The sequence below is a fragment of the Kitasatospora sp. NPDC028055 genome, from assembly GCF_040637885.1.
In the GTDB taxonomy this organism is placed as follows: Bacteria; Actinomycetota; Actinomycetes; order Streptomycetales; family Streptomycetaceae; genus Kitasatospora.
In genome coordinates this window covers 22,210-47,368 of the sequence record NZ_JBEZXE010000023.1, presented here as the reverse complement: position 1 = coordinate 47,368, position 25,159 = coordinate 22,210, and the positions used below count along the sequence as shown (strand labels likewise).

Annotated in this window: 19 protein-coding genes; 13 read left to right on the top strand and 6 right to left on the bottom strand. The window is 72.9% G+C overall.

Going from position 1 to position 25,159, the window contains the following annotated elements:
* Positions 1-19 precede the first annotated feature (19 nt).
* The 4 genes from AB0F71_RS22595 to AB0F71_RS22580 are packed head-to-tail and all read right to left on the bottom strand — an operon-like array spanning position 20 to position 5,852.
* Complete coding sequence (locus AB0F71_RS22595) at positions 20-2,215, bottom strand: 3-hydroxyacyl-CoA dehydrogenase NAD-binding domain-containing protein (RefSeq protein ID WP_360237301.1); 2,196 nt, start codon at positions 2,213-2,215, stop codon at positions 20-22.
* A 39-nt stretch (positions 2,216-2,254) separates the two neighbouring features.
* Positions 2,255-3,469 (bottom strand): acetyl-CoA C-acetyltransferase, encoded by a 1,215-nt coding sequence (locus AB0F71_RS22590; RefSeq protein ID WP_360237299.1) that lies wholly within the window; start codon positions 3,467-3,469, stop codon positions 2,255-2,257.
* A gap of 41 nt (positions 3,470-3,510) precedes the next feature.
* Positions 3,511-4,653: an acyl-CoA dehydrogenase family protein gene (locus AB0F71_RS22585; protein ID WP_360237297.1), complete on the bottom strand. Its 1,143-nt coding sequence runs from the start codon at positions 4,651-4,653 to the stop codon at positions 3,511-3,513.
* Between the two features lie 2 nt (positions 4,654-4,655).
* Positions 4,656-5,852 (bottom strand): CaiB/BaiF CoA-transferase family protein, encoded by a 1,197-nt coding sequence (locus AB0F71_RS22580; RefSeq protein WP_360237441.1) that lies wholly within the window; start codon positions 5,850-5,852, stop codon positions 4,656-4,658.
* Positions 5,853-6,183: 331 nt separating this feature from the next.
* On the opposite strand from AB0F71_RS22580, the gene AB0F71_RS22575 reads away from it, so the two are divergent.
* From AB0F71_RS22575 to AB0F71_RS22540, 8 genes are all read left to right on the top strand, one after another.
* A complete protein-coding gene (locus AB0F71_RS22575; protein ID WP_360237295.1) occupies positions 6,184-6,654 on the top strand; it encodes a hypothetical protein in 471 nt (156 codons plus the stop codon).
* A 23-nt stretch (positions 6,655-6,677) separates the two neighbouring features.
* Positions 6,678-8,801 (top strand): hypothetical protein, encoded by a 2,124-nt coding sequence (locus tag AB0F71_RS22570; protein ID WP_360237293.1) that lies wholly within the window; start codon positions 6,678-6,680, stop codon positions 8,799-8,801.
* 70 nt (positions 8,802-8,871) lie between these two features.
* Entirely contained in the window at positions 8,872-9,804 is a 933-nt protein-coding gene (locus AB0F71_RS22565) for a hypothetical protein (protein ID WP_360237291.1), read from the top strand.
* A 74-nt stretch (positions 9,805-9,878) separates the two neighbouring features.
* Positions 9,879-10,418 carry a GNAT family N-acetyltransferase gene (locus AB0F71_RS22560; RefSeq protein WP_360237289.1) on the top strand — a complete coding sequence of 180 codons (540 nt, stop codon included), beginning with the start codon at positions 9,879-9,881 and terminating at the stop codon, positions 10,416-10,418.
* Positions 10,419-10,505: 87 nt separating this feature from the next.
* Positions 10,506-11,561, top strand: a complete 1,056-nt coding sequence (locus AB0F71_RS22555) for a hypothetical protein (protein WP_360237287.1) — start codon at positions 10,506-10,508, stop codon at positions 11,559-11,561.
* On the top strand, positions 11,558-12,826 hold the full coding sequence (locus tag AB0F71_RS22550) for a histidine kinase (RefSeq protein ID WP_360237285.1): 1,269 nt from the start codon (positions 11,558-11,560) through the stop codon (positions 12,824-12,826). Before AB0F71_RS22555 ends, AB0F71_RS22550 begins: the two co-directional genes overlap by 4 nt.
* The gene (locus tag AB0F71_RS22545) at positions 12,823-13,512 is read left to right on the top strand and encodes a response regulator transcription factor (RefSeq protein WP_360237283.1); all 690 of its coding nucleotides are present in this window, start codon (positions 12,823-12,825) and stop codon (positions 13,510-13,512) included. The genes AB0F71_RS22550 and AB0F71_RS22545 overlap by 4 nt, the downstream gene beginning before the upstream one ends.
* Before the next feature lie 312 nt (positions 13,513-13,824).
* Positions 13,825-15,366, top strand: a complete 1,542-nt coding sequence (locus AB0F71_RS22540; protein WP_360237281.1) for a S41 family peptidase — start codon at positions 13,825-13,827, stop codon at positions 15,364-15,366.
* A 33-nt stretch (positions 15,367-15,399) separates the two neighbouring features.
* Here AB0F71_RS22540 and AB0F71_RS22535 read toward each other — a convergent pair whose 3' ends face one another.
* Complete coding sequence (locus AB0F71_RS22535; protein WP_360237279.1) at positions 15,400-17,007, bottom strand: ABC-F family ATP-binding cassette domain-containing protein; 1,608 nt, start codon at positions 17,005-17,007, stop codon at positions 15,400-15,402.
* A 599-nt stretch (positions 17,008-17,606) separates the two neighbouring features.
* Between AB0F71_RS22535 and AB0F71_RS22530 the strand changes: the two genes are divergently transcribed.
* The 4 genes from AB0F71_RS22530 to AB0F71_RS22515 all read left to right on the top strand — a co-directional run bounded on the left by AB0F71_RS22530 (position 17,607) and on the right by AB0F71_RS22515 (position 22,156).
* Positions 17,607-18,824 (top strand): hypothetical protein, encoded by a 1,218-nt coding sequence (locus tag AB0F71_RS22530; RefSeq protein ID WP_360237277.1) that lies wholly within the window; start codon positions 17,607-17,609, stop codon positions 18,822-18,824.
* 137 nt (positions 18,825-18,961) lie between these two features.
* Positions 18,962-20,617 carry an ABC-F family ATP-binding cassette domain-containing protein gene (locus tag AB0F71_RS22525; RefSeq protein WP_360237275.1) on the top strand — a complete coding sequence of 552 codons (1,656 nt, stop codon included), beginning with the start codon at positions 18,962-18,964 and terminating at the stop codon, positions 20,615-20,617.
* Positions 20,618-20,699: 82 nt separating this feature from the next.
* On the top strand, positions 20,700-21,374 hold the full coding sequence (locus tag AB0F71_RS22520) for a nitroreductase family protein (protein WP_360237273.1): 675 nt from the start codon (positions 20,700-20,702) through the stop codon (positions 21,372-21,374).
* 179 nt (positions 21,375-21,553) lie between these two features.
* The gene (locus AB0F71_RS22515) at positions 21,554-22,156 is read left to right on the top strand and encodes a GNAT family protein (protein ID WP_360237271.1); all 603 of its coding nucleotides are present in this window, start codon (positions 21,554-21,556) and stop codon (positions 22,154-22,156) included.
* Between the two features lie 160 nt (positions 22,157-22,316).
* Here the strand turns inward: AB0F71_RS22515 and AB0F71_RS22510 are convergent, their stop codons facing one another.
* The gene (locus AB0F71_RS22510) at positions 22,317-23,270 is read right to left on the bottom strand and encodes an aldo/keto reductase (protein ID WP_360237269.1); all 954 of its coding nucleotides are present in this window, start codon (positions 23,268-23,270) and stop codon (positions 22,317-22,319) included.
* Between the two features lie 326 nt (positions 23,271-23,596).
* Here AB0F71_RS22510 and AB0F71_RS22505 point away from each other — a divergent pair, with 326 nt between their 5' ends.
* Positions 23,597-25,117: a carbohydrate binding domain-containing protein gene (locus tag AB0F71_RS22505; RefSeq protein WP_360237267.1), complete on the top strand. Its 1,521-nt coding sequence runs from the start codon at positions 23,597-23,599 to the stop codon at positions 25,115-25,117.
* Positions 25,118-25,159: the final 42 nt, after the last annotated feature.

Sequence of the window (25,159 nt, the reverse complement as noted above, 5' to 3'; positions counted from 1 at the left end):
GGTCAGTCGGTGAAGGTGGTCAGTCGGTGAAGGTCCGCCCCTCCGCCGCGATCCGCTCCAGCAGTGCCGGCGGCGCGAACCGCTCGCCGTAGGCGGCGGCGAGTTCGCGGGCGCGGGCCGCGAAGCCGGCCGGGCCGCCCGGGTAGCCGTTGATGTACTGGAAGACGCCGCCCGTCCAGGCCGGGAAGCCGATGCCCAGGATGGACCCCACGTTGGCGTCGGCGACCGAGGTGAGCACGCCCTCCTCCAGGCAGCGCACCGAGTCGATCGCCTCGCTGAACAGCATCCGCTCCTTGAGGTCCTCGAACGGGACCTCCGAGGGGTCGACCGGTTCGGCACCGTCGGCGCCACCGGCGAAGTGCTCCAGCAGCCCCGGCCAGAGCCGGCCGCGCCTGCCGTCCTCGCCGTACTCGTAGAAGCCCGCGCCGCCGCTGCGCCCGGGGCGGCCGAACTCGTCGACCATCCGGTCCACCACCGTGTCCGCCGGGTGCGGGGTCCAGGTGCCGCCGGCGGCCTCGACCGCGCGCCGGTACTCGTCGCGGATCTTGCGCGGCAGGGTGAGGGTGAGCTCGTCCATCAGGGAGAGCACCTTGGCGGGGTAGCCGGCCTGGGCGGCGGCCTGCTCGACGGAGGCCGGGTGGATGCCCTCGCCCACCATGGCGACGCCCTCGTTGAGGAACTGGCCGATCACCCGCGAGGTGAAGAAGCCGCGGGAGTCGTTGACCACGATCGGGGTCCGGTCGATCTGCCGGACCAGGTCGAAGGCGCGGGCCAGTGCCTCGTCGCCGGTCTGCGGGCCCCGGATGATCTCGACCAGGCGCATCTTGTCGACCGGCGAGAAGAAGTGCAGGCCGATGAAGTCGCCGGTGCGCCGGACGCCTTCGGCGAGCACGCCGATCGGCAGGGTGGAGGTGTTGGAGCAGAGCAGCGCGTCGGGGGCGACCACGCCTTCGATCTCCTGGAACACCTTGTGCTTGAGCTCGGTGTTCTCGAAGACGGCCTCGATCACCGCGTCGCAGCCGGCCAGGTCGGCGGCGTCGCCGGTGGGGGTGATCCGGGCCAGCAGTTCGTCGCGCTTCGCCTCGGTGGAGCGGCCGCGGGCGATCGCCTTGTTCAGCAGGCCCTCGGAGTAGGCCTTTCCGCGCTCGGCAGCCTCGGTGCTGACGTCCTTGAGCACGACCTCGATGCCGGCCTTGGCACAGGCGTAGGCGATGCCGGCGCCCATCATCCCGGCGCCGAGCACCGCGACCTTGCGGACCAGCCGCTTCTCGACGTCCTTGGGCCGCCCGGCGCCGGAGTTGACCGCCTGCATGTCGAAGAACAGCGCCTGGATCATGTTCTTGCTGGTCTGCCCGCAGGCCAGCTCGGTGAAGTAGCGGGCCTCGATCACCATCGCGGTGTCGACGTCGACCTGGCTGCTCTCCACCGCGGTGGCCAGCACGTTGCGCGGGGCCGGGTAGGGCGCGCCGTTGAGCTGCTTGCGCAGGTTGGCCGGGAAGGCGGGCAGGTTGGCGGCGAAGGCGGGGGTGGCGGGGGTGCCGCCGGGGATCTTGTAGCCCTTGACGTCCCAGGGCTGGACGGCGGTCGGGTTGGCCTCGATCCAGGCCTTCGCCCGGGCGGTCAACTCCTCCGGGGTGTCGACCAGTTCGTGCACCAGTCCGTGCTCCAGTGCCTGCGCCGGGCGGTACTGGCGGCCCTGCAGCAGGAATTTCAGCAGGGCGTCGGTGATGCCGAACAGCCGCACCGTGCGGACGACGCCGCCACCGCCCGGCAGCAGGCCGAGGGTGACCTCGGGCAGGCCGATCCGGCTGGCGGGGGTGTTCAGCGCGATCCGGTGGTGGCAGGCGAGGGCGATCTCCAGGCCGCCGCCGAGCGCGCTGCCGTTGACGGCGGCGACGACCGGCTTGCCGAGGGTCTCCAGCTTGCGCAGCGAACGCTTGATCCGCATGGACTTCTCGAAGACGGCCTCGGCGTCCTCGGGGCGGGCGGCGGACAGCATCCGCAGGTCTCCCCCGGCGAAGAAGGTCTTCTTGCCGGAGGTGACCACCACGCCGCGCAACGCGTCGCCGAGGCCGGCCAGCCGCTCGACGGTGGCCTCGAAGTCGGCCGTGAAGGCCTCGTTCATGGTGTTGACGGACTGGGTGGGGTCGTCGAGGACGAGGGTGACCACGCCGTCCTGGTCCTGCTCCCAGCGGATGGTGGTGGTGTCGCTCATGGGTTCAAGGTCTCCAGGTCTACCGGGGGGAGAGGGGGATCAGACGCGCTCGACGATGGTGGCGACGCCCATGCCGCCGCCCACGCACAGGGTGATCAGGCCGTAGCGCAGCTCGCGCCGCTCCAGCTCGTCGACGACGGTGCCGAGCAGCATCGCGCCGGTCGCGCCGAGCGGGTGGCCGAGCGCGATCGCGCCGCCGTTGACGTTCACCTGGTCGTGCCGGAAGCCGAGTTCGCCGATGAAGCGCAGGGCGACCGCCGCGAAGGCCTCGTTGATCTCGACCAGGTCGATGTCGGCGGCGGTGAGCCCGGCCTTGGCGAGGGCCTTGCGGGTGGCCGGGGCGGGGCCGGTCAGCATGATGGTCGGCTCGGAGCCGGACACGGCCGCGGAGACGATCCGGGCGCGCGGGCGCAGCCCGTACCGCTCACCGACCTCGCGGTTGCCGATCGCGACGAGGGCGGCGCCGTCCACGATGCCGGAGGAGTTGCCCGCGTGGTGGACGTGGTCGATGGCCTCCACCCAGTGGTACTTCTGGAGGGCGACGGCGTCGAAGCCGCCCGCCTCGCCGATCGCGGCGAAGGAGGGCTTGAGGCCGGCCAGGGTTTCGACGGTGGTGCCGGGGCGGATGAACTCGTCGCGCTCCAGCACGACCAGGCCGTTGCGGTCGCGCACCGGGACGACCGAGCGGTCGAACAGGCCGTCCGCCTGCGCCTTGGCGGCGCGCGCCTGGGACTCGGCGGCGAAGGCGTCCACGTCGGTGCGGGAGAAGCCCCCGATGGTGGCGATGAGGTCGGCGCCGATGCCCTGCGGGGCGAAGTTGGTCTCGTACGAGGTCATCGGGTCGGCGAACCAGGCGCCGCCGTCCGAGGCCATCTTGACCCGGGACATCGACTCCACGCCGCCGGCCAGGATCAGGTCCTCCCAGCCCGAACGGACCTTGGCGGCGGCCAGGTTGACGGCCTCCAGGCCCGAGGCGCAGAAGCGGTTCTCCTGGACGCCGGCCACCGTGTCGGGCAGGCCGGCCGCGATGGCGGCGATCCGGGCGATGTCGGAGCCCTGGTCGCCGATCGGGCTGACCACGCCGAGCACGATGTCGTCGATCGCCGCCGGGTCCAACTCGGGGTAGCGGCGGCGGATCTCGTGGATCAGGCCGACGACCAGGTCGATCGGCTTGGTGCCGTGCAGCGAGCCGGTGGCCTTGCCGCGGCCGCGCGGGGTGCGGATCGCGTCGTAGACGTACGCTTCGGTGGTCACGATGGGGATGCCTTTCGGGGCAGGGGGGGTTGGCGGAGGAGTCAGCCGAGGATGGAGCGGCCGACGATCTCCTTCATGATCTCGGTAGTGCCGCCGTAGATCGTCTGGATGCGACCGTCGGTGAACGCCCGGGCGACCGGGAACTCGCTCATGTACCCGTAGCCGCCGTGGAGTTGGAGGCAGCGGTCGGCCGTGCGCTTCTGCAGTTCGGTGGCCCACCACTTGGCCATCGAGGCATCCGCCGGGGTGAGCGCGTAGCGGTTGTGCTCGGTGATGCAGCGGTCGACGAAGGTCCGGGTGATCGCGCACTCGGTGGCCAGTTCGGCGATCTCGAAGCGCACGTGCTGGAGCTTGGCCAGCGGCCGGCCGAAGGCCTCGCGCTGCTTGACGTAGTCGGTGGTGATCTCGACCAGGTACTCGGCGCCGGCGATCGCCGCGGCGGCGATGGTGAGCCGCTCCTGGGCGAGGTTCTGCATCAGGTGGACGAAGCCGCCGTTGAGCTCGCCGAGCAGGTTCTCCTTCGGCACCCGGACGTCCTCGAAGAACAACTCCGCGGTGTCCTGGGCCTTCTGGCCGATCTTGTCGAGGTTGCGGCCGCGCTCGAACCCGGGCGTCCCGCGCTCGACCACCAGCAGGCTCAGCCCGTGCGCACCGCCCTCCGGCGTGGTCCGGGCGACCACGACGACCAGGTCGGCCAGGATGCCGTTGGAGATGAAGGTCTTGGCGCCGTTCAGCACGAAGTGGTCTCCCCGGTCCACCGCCTGGGTGCGGATGCCCTGGAGGTCGGAGCCGGTGCCGGGCTCGGTCATCGCGATCGCGGTGATCAGCTCACCGCTGCAGAAACCGGGCAGCCAGCGCCGCTTCTGCTCCTCGGTGGCGAGCGAGGTGAGGTACGGGCCGATGATGTCGTTGTGCAACCCGATCGCCAGCCCGGACGCACCAGCCCGGGCGAACTCCTCGGCCAGCACGGCGGCGTAGCGGAAGTCGGGGGCGCCGCCGCCGCCGAACTCCTCGGGCACCGCGATGCCCAGCAGCCCCTGCCGGCCCGCCGCCAGCCAGACCGAGCGGTCGACGATGCCGGCCTTCTCCCAGCGGTCGTAGTGCGGCAGCACCTCCTTGGCGAGGAAGGCCTTCACGGTGGCCCGGAAGTCCTCGTGCTGCTCGGTGAAGATCTCGCGCTGCAACGCTACTCCCCTTGTTCGGTCGCGGAGTTGAGAGGTTCGGCGGCACCGGGCGGCGGGTCGCACGGGTGCGCGGACGGCACGCGGTCGAGTGCCGGCACGCGGTCGAGCGCCGGCACGCCCCAGTCCCGGGCCACCTCCGCGGTGTCCGCACCCGGCCGGGCCGGCGGGCGGCGCAGCGCCCCAGGGGTGACGGAGAACCGCGGGGCGGGGGCGGGCTGGGTGACGCCGCCCGCCTCGACGTACGTGCCGCGCGCCGACAGATGCCCCTCGGCAGCGGCCTGACGCATCGTCAGAACCGGCTCCACGCAGGCGTCGGAGCCCGCGAAGACGGCCTCCCACTCGGCCCTGGTACGGGTGGCGAAGCGGGCGGCGATCAGAGCGCGCAGTTCGGGCCAGCGGGCGAGGTCGTACTGGCCGGGCGCGTCCGGGCCGAGTTCCAGCAGGCGGGCGAACTCCGCGTAGAACCGGGGCTCCAGGGCGCCCACCGCGAGGTGCCCGCCGTCGGCGGCCCGGTAGATCGCGTAGAACGGGGCGCCGCCGTCCAGCAGGTTGACGCCCCGGCGGTCCTGCCAGTGGCCGGCCGCCAGCAGGCCCCAGAGCATGCTGCCCAGGTGCGCCGCGCCGTCCACGATCGCGGCGTCCACCACCTGCCCGGCGCCGGTGGCGCGGGCGTGGTGCAGTCCGGCGAGCAGGCCGACCACCAGGTAGAGCGAGCCGCCCGCGTAGTCGCCGAGCAGGTTCGCCGGGATCCCGGGCGGCGCGTCGGCCCCGCCCTCCGCGGCGACCAGCCCGAGCACCCCGGCCACCGCCGCGTACCCGAGGTCGTGCCCGGCGGTGGCGGCCCGCGGCCCCTGCTGGCCCCACCCGGTCATCCGCCCGTACACCAGGGCCGGGTTGCGCGCCAGGCACGCCCCGGGGCCCACCCCGAGCCGCTCCGCCACCCCCGGCCGGTAGCCCTCGATCAACAGGTCGGCCCGCTCGACCAGGTCCAGCACCAGGCCGGGCCCCTCCGGCGACTTGAGGTCCACCAGCACCGACCGCTTGTTCCGGTTGGTCACGTCGTACGCCGGGTCCGTCCCGAGCGGCGAGGGCTCCGGGCGGTCCACCCGCACCACGTCCGCCCCGAGGTCGCCCAACAGCATGGCCGCGAACGGCCCCGGCCCGATCCCGGCGAGCTCGACCACCCGAACGCCCGCCAACGGGCCCGCACCGGCGGCCGGGGCGGTCGCCGGACTGCTCGCCGAATTGCTCGCGTCACGCACTGGCCGCAGCCCCTCCGGGGTTTGACAGTAAAGCTGTAACACTCGCGATGATAGGGAAGCGACCCGCCGGTAACAAGCCCTCGCCCGCGCAGCCGCGTCGCCGATCCCCCGCCAATTCCCTCCTGACGAAACCTTGATGGAGCCGATCACGCCCAGTGCAACCGGCGGCACGGAGGGTGCGTCGGTGTACTGACGGAGCCGACCTGTACGGTCGTCATGCCGAAGGGGGTGCACGAACCCCCGCCGACCAGGGGAGGAACACGCAGACATGGGCAGCCCGTACTTCACCACCGGGCCGGTCGCCCCGGCCACGGACCCGATGCCGACCACCACGGCCAAGAAGTCGCCGTACGCCCCGCCGGCCCCGGCCGACGGCGGCAACACCGTGCCACCCCTCCCCCTCATCCCGCCCGGCAAGGCCACCAGCCAGCTGGACACCCCGTACGAGCTCACCGCCTCCGCCGGGGTGGCCCGCCAGATCGCCACCGACCTCGACGGCGCCAACAGCAAGGCCGGGCCCGGCGCGCACAGCCTCACCGAGTACGCGAGCACCGCGTCGACCAAGATCCGCGGCTTCTCCTTCGGCGGCGCCCTCACCGGCGCCACGGAGCGCTGGCTGAACCAGTGCAAGACCTTGCACGACAAGCTCGGCAACGCCGCCACCGGCCTCGACCAGACCCGGCAGAACTACCACTCCAACGAGATCACGACCGTCGCCGACCTGCGCGCGGCCCGGTAGAAGTCAGAAGGGGGAACGGACACATGGTGTCCTTCAAGGAACTGCACGAAGCCGACTTCTCCGGGGTCTCCGACGCCGCCGAGGCATGGGCCGGGGTCGCCAAGGCCCTCACCGCCCTCGACGGCCGGGTCACCAAGGACCTCACCAGTACCGCGCAGCGGGCCGGCTGGAAGGGCGATGCCGCCGACAGCGCGACCAAGGCGCTGCAGGGCATCGACGACGACTTCAAGAAGGGCTCGGCCGTCGCCACCGCCCTCGCCGCGATCATGAAGACCGCCGCCGAGGACTTCACCGCCGCCCGCCGCGACCTCGACACGGCCCTCCACGACGCCCAGACGCAGGGACTCACCGTCTCGGCCGACGGCACGGTGAGTTGGAGTCTGCCGAAGGGGGCGAAGAACGACCCCGACAGCGAACAGCTGGCGCGAGACCTGAACGCCAAGGCCAAGGCCGTGTCGGAACGCCTGACCAAGGCTGTCGAGAAGGCCACCGCCGCCGATCAGCTGGCCACGCTCCACCTCCAGAGCGACATCGGCACCAGCGACGCCGTCTTCAACCCCACGCCCGGCCGCACCGGCCCGGTCACCGACGCCAAGCGGGCCACCGACCTGATGTCCAAGGGCGGCAGCCTCTCCGACGACCAGCTCAAGGAACTGCAGACCCTGCTGGCCGCCAACACGGGGAACAAGGACTTCGCGACCTCGCTACTCAACGGCCTCAACTACGGCGGCAAGACCGGCCCGGAAGCCTTCCTGGAGTACAGCAAGGCCTACGGTGACCTCGCCCACGGCAACCACAACGCCAAGGGCTACCAGGACGTCTACGGCAACCTGTCGGTGCTTCTCGCCAACGCCACCCGCAACGGCGGCATGGGCAAGGACTGGGAGGCCGGACTCTTCGCGGCCGCCCGCCGCCCGGGCGGCTCGGCGGCAGGATGGAACGACAACTACCCCGCACTCACCGCCCTCATGGAAGCGAAGGGGAACTTCGATCCGGCCTTCGTCCGCAGGGTCGGCACCGACCTGCTCGACTACGAGGCCTCCAGCAAGGTCAAGGGCGAGGAGCTGTGGGGCCCGAACTGGCTCAACAACCCCGAGAAGGGCGACCCGCTGGCCCCGCTGCTGCGGATGATGAAGGGCGATCTGGCGACGACCCAGGCCTTCCTCGACCCGAGCCAGAACCAGAACCTCACCCACCTGCTCAGGGACCGCGGCTGGCCCAGCGACGACCAGGAGAGCAGGCTTCCCCCGGGTGTGCTGCCCAAGACCTCCCACCGGATGTTCGTCGAAATGCTGGACGGCGCGGCAACCGGCCGCGAGCCCGGCAGCACTCTGCCACCCGTACGACCGCACGACGCGATGATGACGCGGATCATGGACGGTGCACTCTCGGCGCTGGGCGGGGACAAGGCGGGCGACCAGGCCGCCATGTACTCCGGGCTGCGTCGCCCGATGGCCGGGCTGATCAGTGAATACGTCGCCGACACCCACGACATCCTCAGCCGTGACATGGCCGGCCCCTCCGAACCGGGCGGGCTGAACACCACCCGCGAGCAACTGCTCCGGGCGATCCGGGGAACCGCCGAGGACCCCGAGGCGTACGCGCTGATCCACCTGAGCGAGAGCCGGGAGGTGGCCCGACGGATGGCCGAGTACGGCCCGGAGGTATTCAAGGACGTCAACGGCCGTCCGGATCCGAAGTTCGAGATGCTCGTCAACGACGCCAGCAAGGCCCTCGGGTCGCTCGACGCGGTCCAGGCGAACACCATCACGAACCATCGGGACGACGCCGTGTTCAAGGCCAACTGGGAAGCCAAGATGAAGTACCACTACATCGGCACGATCGCGAACATGCTGCCCGGTTCGGCCTGGCTGCCGGTGGGCGACATCGCCCAGCGCTATGTGGACGTCGCCACCAGCAACTGGGCGAACAGTACGGCTGACGCCATCAACTCCAAGGCCCAGGGCAACATCAGCAGCCTCTACAGCGCCGGACAGATGCAGGTGCCGGACATGCTCAAAACGAAGGCCGACGAGTCCGGCATCCCTCTCCGCGACGCGCAACTGCTCCAACTGTCCGACACGGCGAAGATGCACTACTACACGTCGATCACCCAGGCCTACAGGGCCGCGTTCGGCAATGGGTGATCGCGTGACGGAGCAACGACACGAGCCTTCCGACAGCAGCCGCCGTCCACGCGTACGGGCCGCCGTGGCCGTGACCGCAGTGACGGTGGTGGTGGCCGGTGCGGGGGCGTTCCTCGCGAACAACCTGAGCAATGCGTTCGGACCGGACAGCGTGTGCAGCGGCACCGTGAGCGCCGACGCGCTCACCGCTGCACTCGGATCGGGCCGGGTCAGCGAGCACACGTACGGCAACGGGCAACTACGCAGCGGCACCGCATCCTGCGTGGCAACGGTGAGTCGTGGAATCTTCGGAAACGACCGGTCGGTCACGGTGGAGCTACGCGAGAACACCGGGCTCTCCGCCCTCGCGGACGACTCGGGAGCCCGGCTGTTCGCCGCTTCGGCCAACGGAGGTGCGGCCGGCGCGGCCTCCGACCACCGGGCGTGGGCACTGCTCCCCGAGGGTTGCGGCAGTGGGCTGCGGGTCACGGTCAGTTCGGGTGACGACGGACCCGGGGCCCGAGAGCTCGCAGGACTCTCCGTGGCGGTGGCCAACCAGATCGCGGGCCAGCGAACCTGCGAATCGACGCCGATGCCGGCGCCGCACGTCCTGTCGGAGGCCGGAACGGACCACGATCTCAACCACAGCGCCATCTGTGGTCTGCCCGGGTTCACCCTGCCTGACCTGCCGGGGAACCGCGGCCTCCGGGAAACCGCGACCACCGCCACCGACCCCCTGTGGGCCTGCCACATCCACACCGACGCAAACCCCGGCCCTTCCGTCTCCTTCACCATCGGCACCGAGCCGCGGCTCCTGACCTCGGTTGCCCCGAAGGACGAACCGGGGCTCGGCCGGGCCCGCTGGGTCGGACCGGACGAGATGGTGACGTCCTGCCAGGGCAAGCCCACTGTCTTCCGATTGAGCTGGGACGGTGCCCAGAAGCTCATCCCCAACGACGACGAGACCTGGAAGCAGTTCCTCGCCGCCGGGGGCAAGGCGATCGGGTGTGAGCCGATCCTGTAGGAAATGGACGGGCGGGCGTCGGCGTAATGGTCTATCGTGCCATTGGACCATTACGAATGACAGGGGGAACCGCCATGACCACCACCGATCTGCCCGCCGATGCCCGGACGGTCGTCGCCGTGTCCGAGCGGCTGGTGTTGAGCCGGCCGCAGGAGGGGGACGCGGAGGTGATGTTCGCGATCCACGGGGATCCGGAGACCAACCGGTACAACCCGCACGGGCCGCAGCGGGATCTCGCGGCGGCGCGGGAGCAGTTGGCCGGGTTCGTGGCGGACTGGCCGCGGGACGGGGTGGGGTACTGCATGGTGGCGACCCGGGCGGAGCCGGAGGTGGTGATCGGGGTCGCCGGGCTGTTCCTGCACTCGCTGGACGGGGAGCCGGTGTTCAACCTGTACTACCGGTTCCGGCCGTCGGCGTGGGGCAAGGGGTACGCGGCGGAGGCGTGCCGGGCGGCGATGGCGGAGGCGCTGCCGCGGTTCCCCGGGATCCCGGTGACGGCGCTGATCAGGGCGGACAACCTGCCGTCGCGCCGACTGGCCGAGCGGCTCGGGCTGGTGCCGGACCCGGACGGGCGGGTGGACCAGGAGGACCGGCTGATCCACCGGATGGCCTAGGGAGGACCGGAAGATCCCCCGCCGGGGGGAGGGGGATCGCACCCCGGGCCGAGGCCGGGGCCCGGGGTGCGGCGGCAGCGTAGGGGCATGAGGCGCAAGGAAGACATGGTGCGGGGGGCGGCGGCCGGGATCGCGATGGTCGCCACGGTGCCCTATCTGACGCTGAAACTGCTGTGGCTGTCCGGCTCCCACGTGGGCGCGCGGGACGGGAAGGCGCTGGACGGCCTGTGGACGCTCAACCTCCTCACCTTCGGCATGGACGTGGTCGCGCTGCTGCTCGCGCTCGCCTTCGTCCGGCCGTGGGGGCGGCGGGCCCCGGCCGCGCTGGTGGCGTTCCCGATGTGGGTGGCGACCGGCCTGCTGGGGACGATCCTGGTGGTCGTCCCGCTGGACCTGCTCGGCTCGCTGGTGTTCGGGGCGGAGCACCGAACGGCGGCGCAGCAGGCCGACGACGGTCTGGCGGGGTGGGTGTACGCCCTGGTCTACGGGGGCTTCGGGGTGCAGGGCGCCGCCCTGTTCACCGCGTTCGCGCTCTACGCCCGCCGACGCTGGACGGGCCTGCTCCACGACCGGATCGGCGACCTGCCCGACTCCCCCACCCGCACTGTGCAGCGGGCCTTCGCCACGGCGGCCGCGCTGGTCGCGCTGGGGGTCGCAACGGCCCGGGCGTACTGGGCGGCGGGCGGGCGGGTGGGACTGCCGCTGCGGATGGCCGAGGAGTACGGCCGGTCGATGGCGACGATGGACGCGGCGACCGCCGTGACCGCCGTCGCCGCGGCACTGGCCCTGCTGGTGCTGGTCTTCCGGATCGGGCCGCGACGGCGGCTGCGGGTGCCGCTGCTGGTGGCCTGGACCGGCGCGGGCTCGCTGTTCGGCTGGGGCGGCTTCCTGCTGGTGGCGTTCGGGACCTCGACGACGGTTCCGGACCTGCCGCGGGCCGTGCCGGGGTTCATGGCCCTGGTGGAGGCCGGGCAGTTCACGGCCGGGGCCCTGATGCTGGCCGTGGGCTCGGTGGCCCTGACCGAACGGGGGGCCGGCGCCCGCAGGTTTTCCGGGCCCGCCAGCGCTGACGGCCCCGGCGGCACGGACAGCCCCCGCAGCGCCGACGACTCCGGCGGCACTGACGTAAAGTCGCCCGGGTGAGTACGGGGGGCGGCCGGATCCGGCGGGCGGGCGAGGTGTTGTTCGGGCGGCGGGCCCGACTGCGCTGGGTGCACCTGGTGCTGGGCGGCGCCCTGCTGATGCCCTACTACCTGTTGTCGACGGTGGGGCTCGGGGCGCTCAACCCGAACCAGGGGCACGCCCGCCAACTGCTGTTGCAGATCCTGTCGTTGTTCACCTCGCTGCCGATGGCCGCGGTGACCGCACTGGTGCCGACCGTCCGCGGGCTGGAGGGCGCGGCCGCCCGGGCGCTGTGCGCGGTGGCCCGGCCGGAGGAACTGGCCACCGGGCCGTCCCGGTCCTGGGCCGCCCGGCGGCGGACCGCCGCGTTCTTCGTGCTGCACCTGTTCACCGGCGGGGTGGTCGCCGGGATGACGCTGGCCGGGACGCCCTTCGCGGTGGTGCTGATGTTCGGCCTCGTCGGGTCCAGGGATTTCGCCGGCTACTGGACGGACCGCTTCCCCGACTGGATGCTCACCGGCCCCGCGCTGGGCCTGGCCGTACTGCTGCTGATCGTCGTCAGCAACGCCGGCTGCGGTGCGCTGCTGGCCCGTTGGGCGCCCAGGCTGCTCGGCCCCACCCCGGAGGAGCGGCTGGCCGCCGCCGAACGGCGGGCCACCGTGCTCGCCCAGCGCAACCGGCTGGCCCGGGAACTGCACGACTCGGTCGGGCACGCGCTCAGCGCGGTCGGCATCCAGGCCTCCGCGGCCGCCCGGGTGCTGCGCACCGACCCGGACTTCGCCGCGGAGGCGCTGCGCGCGATCGAGGAGACCGCGCGCGGGGCCGTCGCCGAACTGGACACCGTGCTGGGGCTGTTGCGCGAGGAGGAGGACGGCGGCGCCGGACCGGCCGGGCCCACGCTGGCCGGGCTGGACGACCTGCTGCGCCAACTCGCCCGCACCGGCGTGACGGTGGACGCCGAGCTGGCGCCCGGCCTGGGCGCGCTGCCCGCCGAGGTCTCCCGCGAGGCGTACCGGATCGTCCAGGAGGGCCTGACCAATGTGCTCCGGCACGCCGGGCCCGCCCCGGCGGGACTGCGGGTCGCGCTGGACGCGGGCCGGCTGGAGATCGAACTGACCAACCCGCTGGGCCCGGCCCGCCCGAGCCGCCCCGGCGGCGGGCGCGGGCTGCGCGGGATCGGGGAACGGGCGACGGCCCTGCGCGGCGGGAGCGCCGTGGGGCCGAGCGAGGACGGGACGACGTGGCGGCTGGCCGTGTGGCTGCCGCTGGGAGGGACTGGGGGATGAACGACGGCAACGGCGCGGGGGACGGGCCCGTCCGCGTGGTGATCGCGGACGACGAGCGCCTGGTCCGGATGGGCCTGCGGGTGGTGATCGACGCCGAACCGGACCTCTCCGTGGTCGGCGAGGCCGCCGACGGCGCCGAGGTCGTGCCGCTGGTGCGCGAACTGCGCCCGGACGTGGTGCTGATGGACGTCCGGATGCCCGGCATCGACGGGATCCGGGCCACCGAGCAGCTGGTCGGCGGGATGGCCGAGCCGCCGCGGATCCTGGTGGTCACCACCTTCGAGCACGACGACCACGTGTACGACGCGCTGCGCGCGGGCGCGGCCGGCTTCCTGTTGAAGCGGGCCCGGGCCGAGGAGATGGTGCAGGCGGTGCGACTGGTCGCGCGCGGGGACTCGCTGCTGTTCCCGGCGGCGGTGCGCGAACTCGCGCTGCGGCACGGCGCGGACGGCCGGCGGGGGGCCGCCGCGGACCGGGGGCCGATCGGACGGCTGACCGAACGGGAGGGCCAGGTACTGCGGTTGATGGCCACCGGGCTCAACAACGCGGAGATCGCCCGGCAGTTGGTGGTGAGCCAGGAGACGGTGAAGACCCACGTCGGCAGCGTGCTGGCCAAGCTGGGCGCCCGGGACCGCACCCAGGCCGTGATCGCGGCCTACGAGTCGGGCTTCGTCCTGCCGGGGTGAGGGACCGCGGGGGCACGGCCCGGGCGGGTGACAGCCGGGGCGGGGTGGCAGCCCGGGCGGGTGGCAGCCGGGGACACCTGTGCGCGACGGATTTTCCACCCGCCGTCAAAAGGGTTTGCCGTCCATCCCTCCCGAGGCGGTTCGCCCGGGCGTGCGAGTGCGCCCGGAGGAGGGACGGGAGCGGCGCGTCGGATGACGCCCGGGCGGTACGGGCGACCGTAGCGTCGTGGGCACGGCGGCGGAGGGGTTCCGCGGGGGAGGCCGGCCACTCGGCGGAGGCCGAAAATGAAGCAGAGTCGGCGGAGGCCGAAAATGAAGCAGAGCCGGCAAGGGCTGGAGCTGAGGTACGGGAAGGTCGGCCGGGCGGCGGCCGCCACGACGGCACTGGCGACGACGGTGGTGCTCGCCACGGCGCTCGCGACAGTGATCGGGCCGACGGCCGGGACGGCGGCGGCCGCGGCCGAGGGGCGGCCGGGGAGTCCGCTGACCGGCGTCTGGCGGATGGACGGCTACGGCACGGTGGTCGCCGTCGACGGAGGCCGGCTGACCACCTACGACGTGACCGCGCACAGCTGCGTGCCCGGCTGGATCACCGCGACGCAGGCCGGCTCGCCCGGACCGGACGGCACCGTCCGCTACGTCACGGGCACCAACGCGGTGACCCTCACCCCGAAGGGCCGCGACCGGCTGGTCGACCGTGAGGAGGGCGGGGTCGGCACCAAGGACCTGTACCGGATCCCCGCACTGCCGGCGCTGTGCACCACCCCGGCACCGAACGACCCGCTCGCGGTCTTCGACCGGTTCTGGGAGGACTTCGCGGAGAACTACCCCTTCTTCGCGGCCAAGGGGATCGACTGGCACGCCGTCCGGGACGAGCAGCGCCGAAGGATCACGCCGACGACGACCGCCGACCAGTTGCAGGAGGTGTTCGTCGACATGCTGCGGCCGCTCGGCGACGCCCACACCGGGCTGGCACGGATCGTCGACGGGCAGCCGACACCGGTGTTCGGCGGGCGGCGGCCCGGCTCGACGGTGCGCACCAAGGAGCTGACCACCCGGGCCGGGGAGGCCGTCGCCGCCCAGCTCACCGGCCCGGAGCAACTCTTCGCCGGTGGGAAGCTCGGGGTGGGCCGGCTTCCCGACGGCGTCGGCTACCTGCGGGTGGGCAGCTTCGCCGGCTACACCGACGGCGACTACCGCAGCCAGGTCGCCGAGTTGGACAGGGCGCTGGACGCCCTGCTCGCCGACCCGGACGGGCTCAGCGGGCTGGTGCTCGACGTCCGGCTGAACGGCGGCGGCTCGGACGCGCTGGGGCTGCACATCGCCGCCCGGCTCACCGACCGCCCGTACCTCGCCTACCGGAAGGTGGCGCGGAACGACCCGGCCGACCCGACGAAGTTCACCCGGCCCGTGCCCGTCCCCGTGGAGCCCTCGGACGGCGAGCACTTCACCGGGCCGGTGGCCCTGCTCACCTCCTCGATCTCGGCCAGCGCGGCGGAGACCTTCGCCCAGGCGCTGATGGGCCGCTCCCCGCACGTGACCCGGATCGGCGAGAACACCCAGGGCGTCTTCTCGGACGTCCTGATCAAGCCGCTCTCACCGGACTTCGCGGTCGTCCTGCCGAACGAGAAGTACCTCACCCGCAGCGGCGGCACCTTCGACGGCCCGGGCATCGCGCCGGACCTCCGGACCCCGGTGTACAGCCCCGAGGAGCTGGCCGCGCTCAAGGACTCCGCCCTGAGCACGGCCCGCCGGGTATTCGCCGAGGACGCCCAGGGCGACCAGGGCCACCAGAACGCCCGGGGCGACCAGGGCGACCAGGACCGACAGCGGCAGCACCAGCCGCGCCAGTAGCCGTACCAGTACCAGTACCAGTATCAGTAGCCGCTACATCGGATCCACCGCCCTCAGTTCGCCCTCCAACTCCAGCCACCTGGTCAGCCCCAGGCCGCGCAGGAAGGGCAGGTCGTGGCTGACCACGATCAGCGCGCCCCGGTAGGCGGCCAGCGCCTGGGTGAGCTGGCGGACGCTGGCGAGGTCCAGGTTGTTGGTCGGCTCGTCGAGCAGCAGCAGCTGCGGCGGCGGGTCGGCCAGCAGCAGGGCGGCCAGTGTCGCCCGGAAGCGCTCGCCGCCGGACAGCGTGCCGACCGGCTGCTCGGCCCGGGCGCCCCGGAACAGGAAGCGGGCCAGCCGGGCCCGGATCGCGTTGTCCCCGGCGGCGGGGGCGAACCGCTTGACGTTCTCCACGACGGTGAGGGCGTCGTCCAGCAGGTCGAGCCGCTGCGGCAGGTGGCGCAGCCCCTCCGGGGTGGTGATCTGCCCCTCCAGCGGGGAGAGTTCGCCCGCGATGGTGCGCAGCAGCGTGGTCTTGCCGGAGCCGTTGCGCCCGACCAGGGCGATCCGCTCGGGGCCGCGCAGGTCGAGGTCGACGGTGGCGCCGAAGGGCAGCTTGACCTTCTGCAGGGTGAGCACGGTGCGCCCGGCCGGCACCTCGGTGCGCGGCAGGTCGATCCGGATCTCGGCGTCGTCACGCACCGCCTCCTCGGCGGCGGTCAGCCGCGCCCTGGCCTCCTCCAGCCGTTCGGCGTGCATGCCGGTGAGCCGGCCGGCCGTCTCCTGGCCCTTGCGTTTGAGCATCCCGGCGAAGATGTGCGGGTCGTTGCGGGTGACCGAGCGCTTCTTGCCGTAGCTGGCGCTGCGGTCCAGCCTGGTGCGGGCCTCGGCCAAGTCCCGCTTCTGGCGCTGGACGTCGGCCTCGGCGTTGCGCAGCAGCCGCTCGGCCGTCTCCTGCTGGGCCGCGAGGGTGCGCTCGTAGTCGTCGTAGTTGCCGCCGTACCACGTCACCCCGCCGTCCCGGAGGTCGGCGATCTGGTCGACGTGCCGGAGCAGTTCGCGGTCGTGGCTGACGATCACCATGGCGCCCTGCCAGCCGGCCACCGTCTCGTAGAGCCGCTCACGGGCGGCCCGGTCGAGGTTGTTGGTGGGCTCGTCCAGCAGCAGCACGTCGGGGCGGCGCAGCAGCAGGGCGGCCAGTCGCAGCAACACCGCCTCGCCGCCGGAGAGTTCGCCGGTGGTGCGGTCGAGGCCGAGGCGGCGCAGGCCGAGCTTGTCGAGGGTGGCGCGGGCGCGCTCCTCGACGTCCCAGTCGTCGCCGACGGCGTCGAAGTGCCGCTGGTCGGTGTCGCCCGACTCGATGGCGTGCAGGGCCTCGCGGGCGGCCCGGATGCCGAGCGCCTCGTCGACCCGCAGGCCGGTGTCGAGGGTGAGGCCCTGCGGCAGGTGGCCGAGTTCGCCCTCGACCCGGACGGTGCCGCCGGTGGGGGTGAGTTCGCCGGCGATCAGCCGCAGCAGGGTGGACTTGCCGGCCCCGTTGAGGCCGATGAGTCCGGTGCGGCCGGGGCCGACGGCGAGGTGGAAGCCGTCCAGGACGGGTTTGCCGTCGGGCCACTCGAACGCGAGGTCGGTGCAGAGGACGGCGGTGGTGGGTTGTGCCATGCAAGGCCTCCCGGGTGGTTGCTGAAGGGGTGACGAGCAACACGGGGAGACACCGCGGGTGCGGAACCGGGACGGCCGGAGGACAGGACGGCGCGATGACGCGCCAGGGGGCCGTGACTGAGGTCGCACACTCGCACACCACACGGCAAGGGCTACGGCTGCGGCTGCGGCTGCGGCCGCGAGAACGACAGCGGCAACGGCAGCGGGGCCTGCGTGGCGGGGGCGGTGTCCCGGGACCTCAGTAGAGCAACGGCCTTCTCCTTGTCTGGCGGATGACGGGAACCACGCTAGGAGCCCCGACGGACGCGTGCAACCGATTTATCCGGCAACTCGATCCGGCCACCACGACACCGGGACAGCACGGCGACACCACCGCAGCGCCGCCGCGATGCCGCCGCAACGCCCGGGCGAATTCGACCCCGGCAAAGCCCCCGTGCCGATCCGGTGCCGATCCGGTGACAGCCTCGTACCGGCCGGGGGCACCTGTAAGGAGTTCCTTATCCACATGGCAGACTCCTCACCTGCCATACCTGCGGCCCCAGCCGGCCGTACCCGAGGACCGGGCCGTATGGCGGAAGTCAACAGGGGGATTTGAACTCATGTCACCGATATCCCGGCCGAGCCGTGCCGTCCTCGGCGCCTCCGTCGCCGCGCTGACCATGGTGGTCGCCACCGGCTGCGGCCCGGACAACAGCGACCCGGCCGGCGCCCAGACCTCCGCGCCGTCGGTCGCGGCCAGCACCTCCGGGAAGCCGGGCGCGGCTCCGATCAAGCTGCCGACGGTCCAGGAGCTGAAGACCTGGAAGCTCGAGGACTGGGACAAGTGGGCCCAGGCCAACGTGATCACCCCGGCGACCAAGGGCTACTGGACCCTGCAGAAGCTGCTGAACGCCAAGCCGAAGCCGCTGCCGCAGGCGCCGGCCCAGCCCACCGGGCAGCCGACGGGCGCCGCCCCGGCCCAGCCGACGAGCGCGGCCCCGGCCCAGCCCACCGCCGCCCAGCCGCCGACCGGCCCGGACCAGCTGCCCTCGGTGGTCGCCGCCAAGCCCGTGGCGCACCCGTTCCCGAAGAACATGCACGTCAACGGCAAGATCTTCTTCAAGGACGGCAACGAGGACTACGTCTGCTCCGGCACCGTCGTCTCCGACCCGGCCAACCCGGGCAAGAGCAACCTGGTGTGGACCGCCAGCCACTGCCTGCACGGCGGCAAGGGCAACAAGTACTACACCGACATCACCTTCGCCCCGGCCTTCAACAGCAACGGCGTGCTGAGCAACGGCAACAAGCAGAAGTCCAAGCTGGACGACGCCGAGCCGTACGGCGAGTGGGGCGCGACCGCCGGCATGGTCTCCCCGCAGTGGACCCAGGAGGCCGACCCGGAGAAGGGCGGTCCGTGGAGCCAGTACGACTTCGGCATCATCAAGGTCGCCAACCCGGACCCGAACGGCAAGTCGCTGGAGGAGACCGTCGGCGGCTCCGTGCCGCTGTGGTTCAACGCCCCGCGCGACCAGCTCGCCTCCGTCGCCAACTACGGCTTCCCGGAGGGCAAGCCCTTCGACGGCGTCGAGCTGGAGCACTGCGACGGCGGCAAGCCGGCCGCGAAGCCCGGTGACCCGAGCCGCCCGGCGATGCTGATGATCGGCTGCAACATGACCGGCGGCAGCAGCGGCGGCGGCTGGTACACCACCAAGGACGGCAAGCCGGCCCTGGTCAGCGACACCTCCGTCGGCAACGGCGCCAACACCTACGAGGCGGGCCCCTACCTGGAGGACGTCGCGGCGCACATGTTCGACTACTTCTCCAAGAAGGCCAAGTGACCGTTCTCCGAGAAGGCCGGGTGACCGAGGGCTGAGACCCGCCCCGGTCCCGTGCGGGGCCGCGACTGCCGGAGCGCAGCCGCGGCCCCGCCGGCTTTTCCGGCTCGGGGCCCGCTCCTCCTACAATCGGCTCCATCATGAGCGCGACACTCGTAGTCAAGGACCTCGCCGCCGGTCACGGCGAACGCACCCTCTTCTCCGGCCTGGACCTGGTCGTCGCCCCCGGCGACGTGATCGGCCTGGTCGGCGTGAACGGCGCCGGCAAGTCGACCCTGCTGCGGCTGCTGGCCGGCCTGGACACCCCCGAGGGCGGCTCGCTGCGGCTCAGCCCGGCGAGCGCCAACGTCGGCCACCTGCCGCAGGAGCCGGAGCGCCGCGAGGGCGAGTCGGTGCGCGACTTCCTGGCCCGGCGCACCGGCGTGGCGGCCGCCCAGGCCGAGCTGGACGAGGCCACCGAGGGCCTGGTCGAGGGCCGCCCGGGCGCCGACGACGCGTACGCGACGAGCCTGGACCGCTGGCTGGACCTCGGCGGTGCCGACCTGGACGAGCGGGCCGAGGAGGTGGCCGACTCACTCGGCCTCAAGGTCTCCCTCGACCTGCCGATGACGGCGCTCTCCGGCGGCCAGGCGGCCCGCGCGGGCCTGGCCTCGCTGCTGCTCTCCCGCTACGACGTGTTCCTGCTGGACGAGCCCACCAACGACCTCGACCTGGACGGCCTGGAGCGGCTGGAGTCCTTCGTCAAGGGCCTGCGCGCCGGCACCGTGCTGATCAGCCACGACCGCGAGTTCCTGGCCCGCACCGTGACCAAGGTGCTGGAGCTGGACCTGCACCAGCAGCAGGTCAACCTGTACGGCGGCGGCTACGAGGCGTACCTGGAGGAGCGGGCGGTGGCCCGCCGGCACGCCCGCGAGGAGTACGAGGACTACGCCGACACCAAGGCCTCGCTCGAGGCCCGGGCGCAGATGCAGCGCAACTGGATGGAGCACGGCGTCCGCAACGCCCGCCGCAAGGGCGGCGACAACGACAAGAACGCCAAGGCGAAGCGCACCGAGTCCACCGAGAAGCAGGCCTCCAAGGCCCGGCAGACCCAGCGGATGATCGAGCGGCTGGACGTGGTCGAGGAGCCGCGCAAGGAGTGGGAGCTGCGGATGGAGATCGCCACCGCGCCGCGCTCCGGCTCGGTGGTGGCCACCCTGCGCGCGGCCGCCGTCAAGCGCGGCGACTTCGCCTTCGGCCCGGTGGACCTGCAGATCGACTGGGCCGACCGGGTCGCGATCACCGGGGCCAACGGCGCGGGCAAGTCCACCCTGCTGGCGGCCCTGCTCGGCCGGCTCGAACTCGACTCCGGCAGTGCCGTGCTGGGCTCCGGCGTGGTGGTCGGCGAGGTGGACCAGGCGCGCGGGCACATCTTCAAGAACAAGCACAGCCTGGGTGGGGAGCCGCTGGCGGACGCCTTCGCGGCCGCCGTACCGGAGCTCACCGAGGAGGAGGTGCGCACCCTGCTGGCCAAGTTCGGCCTCAAGGCGGTGCACGTGCTGCGCCCGGCGAGCACCCTCTCCCCCGGCGAGCGCACCCGGGCCGCGCTGGCGCTGCTGCAGGCCCGCGGGGTCAACCTGCTGGTGCTGGACGAGCCCACCAACCACCTGGACCTGCCGGCGATCGAGCAGCTGGAGTCTGCGCTCGCCTCGTACACCGGCACCCTGCTGCTGGTCACCCACGACCGGCGGATGCTGGACACGGTGGCGGTGAACCGGCGGATCGAGGTCCGGGACGGCCGGGTGCACGAGCTGTAGGTCCGTCGAAGCGCAGCCGGCCGCTCCGGGAATTGGTCTCTACCTCTTCCCGGAGCGGCCGTCATGTGCTGTGCTGTCGGCCATGGTTGACAGCACAGTGGCAGGGACGCCCCACCCGACCGTCCCGCTCACCCCGATGACGGTGCCGGCCCACCAGGCCGAGGCCCGCAGCAAGGCCTTCCACGACGTGATGGCGCAGCGCCGGACCGTCCGCGACTACTCCACCGAACCGATCCCGGACGGGGTGGTCGAGTGGGCCGTCCGCACCGCGAGCACCGCGCCCAGCGGCGCCCACGTCCAGCCCTGGCGCTTCGTGGTGATCACCGACCCGGAGCGCAAGCGGCTGCTGCGCGAGGCGGCCGAGGCGGAGGAGCGCGAGTTCTACGGCCACCGGGCGTCCGAGGAGTGGCTGGCCGCGCTGGCGCCGATCGGCACCGACTGGCACAAGCCGTTCCTGGAGGACGCGCCGGCCGTGATCGTGGTCTTCGAGGTGCACAAGGGCCCCAACTCGCCGCGCCCGTACTACACCAAGGAGTCGGTGGGGATCGCGGTCGGACTGCTGCTGGCCTCGCTGCACCAGGCCGGGCTGGCCACCCTGACCCACACGCCGAGCCCGATGCGCTTCCTCAACGAGGTGTGCGGGCGCCCGGCGGAGGAGCGGGCCGCGTACGTGATCCCGGTGGGCTACCCCGCCGAGGGGGCGCGGGTGCCGGACCTGCGGCGCAAGGAGCTGGACGAGGTGATGATCCGGCTCTGACGCGCCGGGCGGCGCGCCGCCGCGCCCGCGGGACGCGCCCCGAAGCGCACGGCGGGGCGCGTCCCGAAGCGCACGGCGGGGCGCGCCCCGAAGCGCGTCGCCCGCCCCCGCCGGTCGGCGGGACGGGATGCGCCCCCGCCCGGATGTGGCAGGTCCGGGCCAAGGACATAATCGCCGCCATGAGCCCCGCACTGCCGCAGTCCTGCGAGCCCGCCCGGGCGGCACCCGAGGTGACCACCGGACGGCCGCCCGAACTGCTGCGGCTGCCCGGCGGCCTCTCCCTGCACCGCCGCCGCAGCGCCCACGCACCGGCCCTGCACCGGGCCGTCCGGGCCAACCTGGAGCACCTGCGGCCCTGGCTGGACTGGGCGGCCGAAGTCCCCACCCGGGCCCGGACCGCCGAACGGACCAGGGCCGGCACCGCCGCCTGGGAGGCCGGGACGGACTTCATGTACCTCGCCGAGCTGGACGAGGCCCCCGGCCGGGTGGTCGCCGCCCTCGGACTGCACGCCCGGATCGGCCCGGGCGCGCTGGAGATCGGCTACTGGGTCGCGGCCCGGCACGTCGGCCGCGGCATCGCCACCGCCGCGGCCGGGGCGCTGACCGAGGCCGCGCTGGCGCTGCCCGGGATCGTCCGGGTGGAGATCCGCTGCGACCGGGCGAACGCCGCCAGCGCGGCCGTCCCGCGCAAGCTCGGCTACCGGCTGGACCGGGTCGCCCAGGCCGCCGTCCGGGCTCCGGGCGAGACCGGACGGCAGCTGGTCTGGGTCATGGAGCGGTGACCCGGAGGCGGTGACGCCCCGCGCGCGGTGGCGGTGACCCGGAGGCGGTGACGCCCCGCGCGCGGTGGCGGTGACCCGGAAGCGGTGACGCCCCGCGCGCGGTGGCGGTGACCCGGAAGCGGTGACGCCCCGCGCGCGGTGGCGGTGAGGCCCGGGGCGCTCAGTAGCGCCCGCCCTCCGGGGCCGGCAGCGCGTCCAGCTCGGCCAGGTCGGCCGCCGAGAGCTCGACCGCGGCCGCGCCCACGTTGTCCTCCAGGTAGCGCGGCGTCTTGGTGCCCGGGATCGGGAGGACGTACCGGCCCTGCGCCAGCACCCAGGCCAGCGCGACCCGCGCCGGGGTGGTGCCGAGCCGCTCGGCGACCTCCCGGACCCTGCCGACCAGCGCCAGGTTGGCCTTGAGCGCGTCCTGCTGGAAGCGCGGCAGGCGGCGGCGGAGGTCGTCCTCGGGCAGCTCGTCGAAGGAGGAGATGCTGCCGGTCAGGAAGCCCCGGCCGAGCGGCGAGAAGGGGAGGAAGGCGATGCCCTGCTCCTCGGTGTACGGCAGCACCTCGGCCAGTACGTCCCTGGTCCACAGCGACAGTTCGGACTGCACGGAGGCCACCGGGTGCACCGCCTGGGCGCGCCGGATCTCCTCGACGCCGACCTCGGAGAGCCCGATCCGGCGGGCCTTGCCGGCCTGGACGGCCTCGGCGAGCGCGCCCCAGGTCTCCTCGATCGGGACGGCCGGGTCGACCCGGTGCAGCTGGTACAGGTCGACGTGGTCGGTGCCGAGCCGGCGCAGGCTGTCGTCGATCGAGCGGCGCACGTGCTCGGGCCGGCCGTCGCGCACGTCGGGGCCGCCGCCGCCCGGGACGATGCCCACCTTGGTGGCGAGGAAGGCGCGCTCGCGGTGCGGGCCGGCCAGGGCGGCGCCGACCACCTCCTCGTTGCTGTACGGGCCGTAGACGTCGGCGGTGTCGATCAGGGTGACGCCCAGGTCGAGCGCCTGGTGGATGACCCGGACGGACTTCTCGTCGTCCCGGCTCCGGACGTCGTAGGCGTGGGTCATCCCCATGCAGCCGAGGCCGATCACGCCGACCTCCGGGCCGCCGCTGCCGAACGAGACGCTGCGCATGACGGTGCTCCGATCTGTGGTTCCGCTGAGCCGAAGTGGATCAACGCCACCAGCTTCCCCCTTGGAGTGCACTCAAGGTCAAGTCTCCGGCCCGGTACGGCCATCGGACCGCGCTCGGCCGAGCGGCCGGCCTCCTTAAACCCTCCCTAAAACCTGCTCCCGGAAGCTCCCGAACGCCGGGAAGTGCTTGACGTGCACAGCTGGTCTAGTCCAGTTTGATGCTCAGCACCGTGCTCCTCCCGCACCGGAACAGCCCCCATGCCGCCGCCCGCCCCGTGTCTCCCCCTTCGCGGCGCGGGCGGCCCCACGCTCCGAGAGGCACCCCCATGCCCAGCGCGCCCCAGCACGCCCCCACCCACCGCCGCCCCGCCGGCCGGACCAAACTGCTGAGCCTCGCCGCCGCCACCGTGCTCGCGGCCGGCGGCCTCGCCACCCTCGCCGGGAACGCCGGCGCCGCGGACGCCAACCTGCTCGTCAACGGCGGCTTCGAGAGCGGCGCGCTCGCCCCGTGGAGCTGTTCCGCCGGCACCGGAAGCATCGTCAACTCCGGTGCCCACAGCGGAGCCGACGCCCTCAAGGGGGCGGTCGGCGCGAGCGACACCGCGCAGTGCGGCCAGACCGTCAGCGTCCGGCCCAACACCACCTACACCCTGAGCGCCTGGGTGCAGGGCCGGTACGTCTACCTCGGCGCCACCGGCAGCGGCGTCACCGACCCCGCCGTGTGGACCCCGGGCGGCGCCGACTGGCAGCAGCTGTCCGCCAGTTTCACCACCGGACCGAGCACCACCAGCGTCAACGTCTACCTGCACGGCTGGTACGGGCAGGGCGCCTACCTCGCCGACGACGTCGCCCTCACCGGCCCCGGCGGCGGGCCGACCACCCCGCCGACCGGGACGCCCACGAGCACGCCCACCGGGACACCCACCGGCACGCCCACCGGCGGCCCGACCACCCCGCCGCCGAACGTCGCCCTCCCCGTCGCCCCGTACATCGACATGGGCGCCTGGCCCACCCCGTCCATGCCCGACATGGCCAAGGCCGGCGGCGTCAAGGGCTACACCATGGGCTTCGTCACCGGCGTCGGCTGCAAGGCCAGCTGGTTCAACGCCTACGACCCGCGCACCGCCTGGGCCAAGGACCAGGTCGACGCGCTGCGCGCGGCCGGCGGCGACGTCAAGCTCTCCTTCGGCGGCGCCAGCGGCACCGAACTCGCCGCCGCCTGCACCTCGGTGGACTCGCTGTTCAACGAGTACGACGCGGTGGTCAACGCCTACAACCTGCGCTACGTCGACTACGACATCGAGGGCGCGGCGATCGCCGACACCGCCTCCAACGACCGCCGCTCCGCCGCGCTCGCCAAGCTCCAGCAGGCCCACCCCGGCCTCAAGGTCTCGCTCACCCTGCCCGTCCTGCCCGAGGGCCTGACCAGCGAGGGCGTCGCCATCGTCAAGTCCGCCCGGGACGCCGGGGTCGACCTGGACCTGGTGAACATCATGGCGATGGACTACTACCGCTCCGGCAGCGACTACGGCAACGCCGCCGTCCAGGCCGCGCAGGCGACCTTCGGCCAGCTCAAGGCGCTCTACCCGGCGAAGACCGACGCCCGGCTGTGGGCCATGGTCGGGGTCACCCCGATGATCGGCGAGAACGACGACCACCAGGTCTACAACCAGGCCGCCGCCCAGCAGTTGGTGACCTTCGCCCAGCAGAACCACCTCGGCCTGCTCGCCTTCTGGGACGCCACCCGGGACGCCAACGCCTGCACCGGCGGCTCGCTGGCGAAGTGCACCAACATCCCGCAGCAGCCGTACGAGTTCGCGAAGATCTTCAGCAAGTACACGGGCTGACGACACGGCTGTCGGAGGTGCCGGCGGACCAGGGGGCCGCCG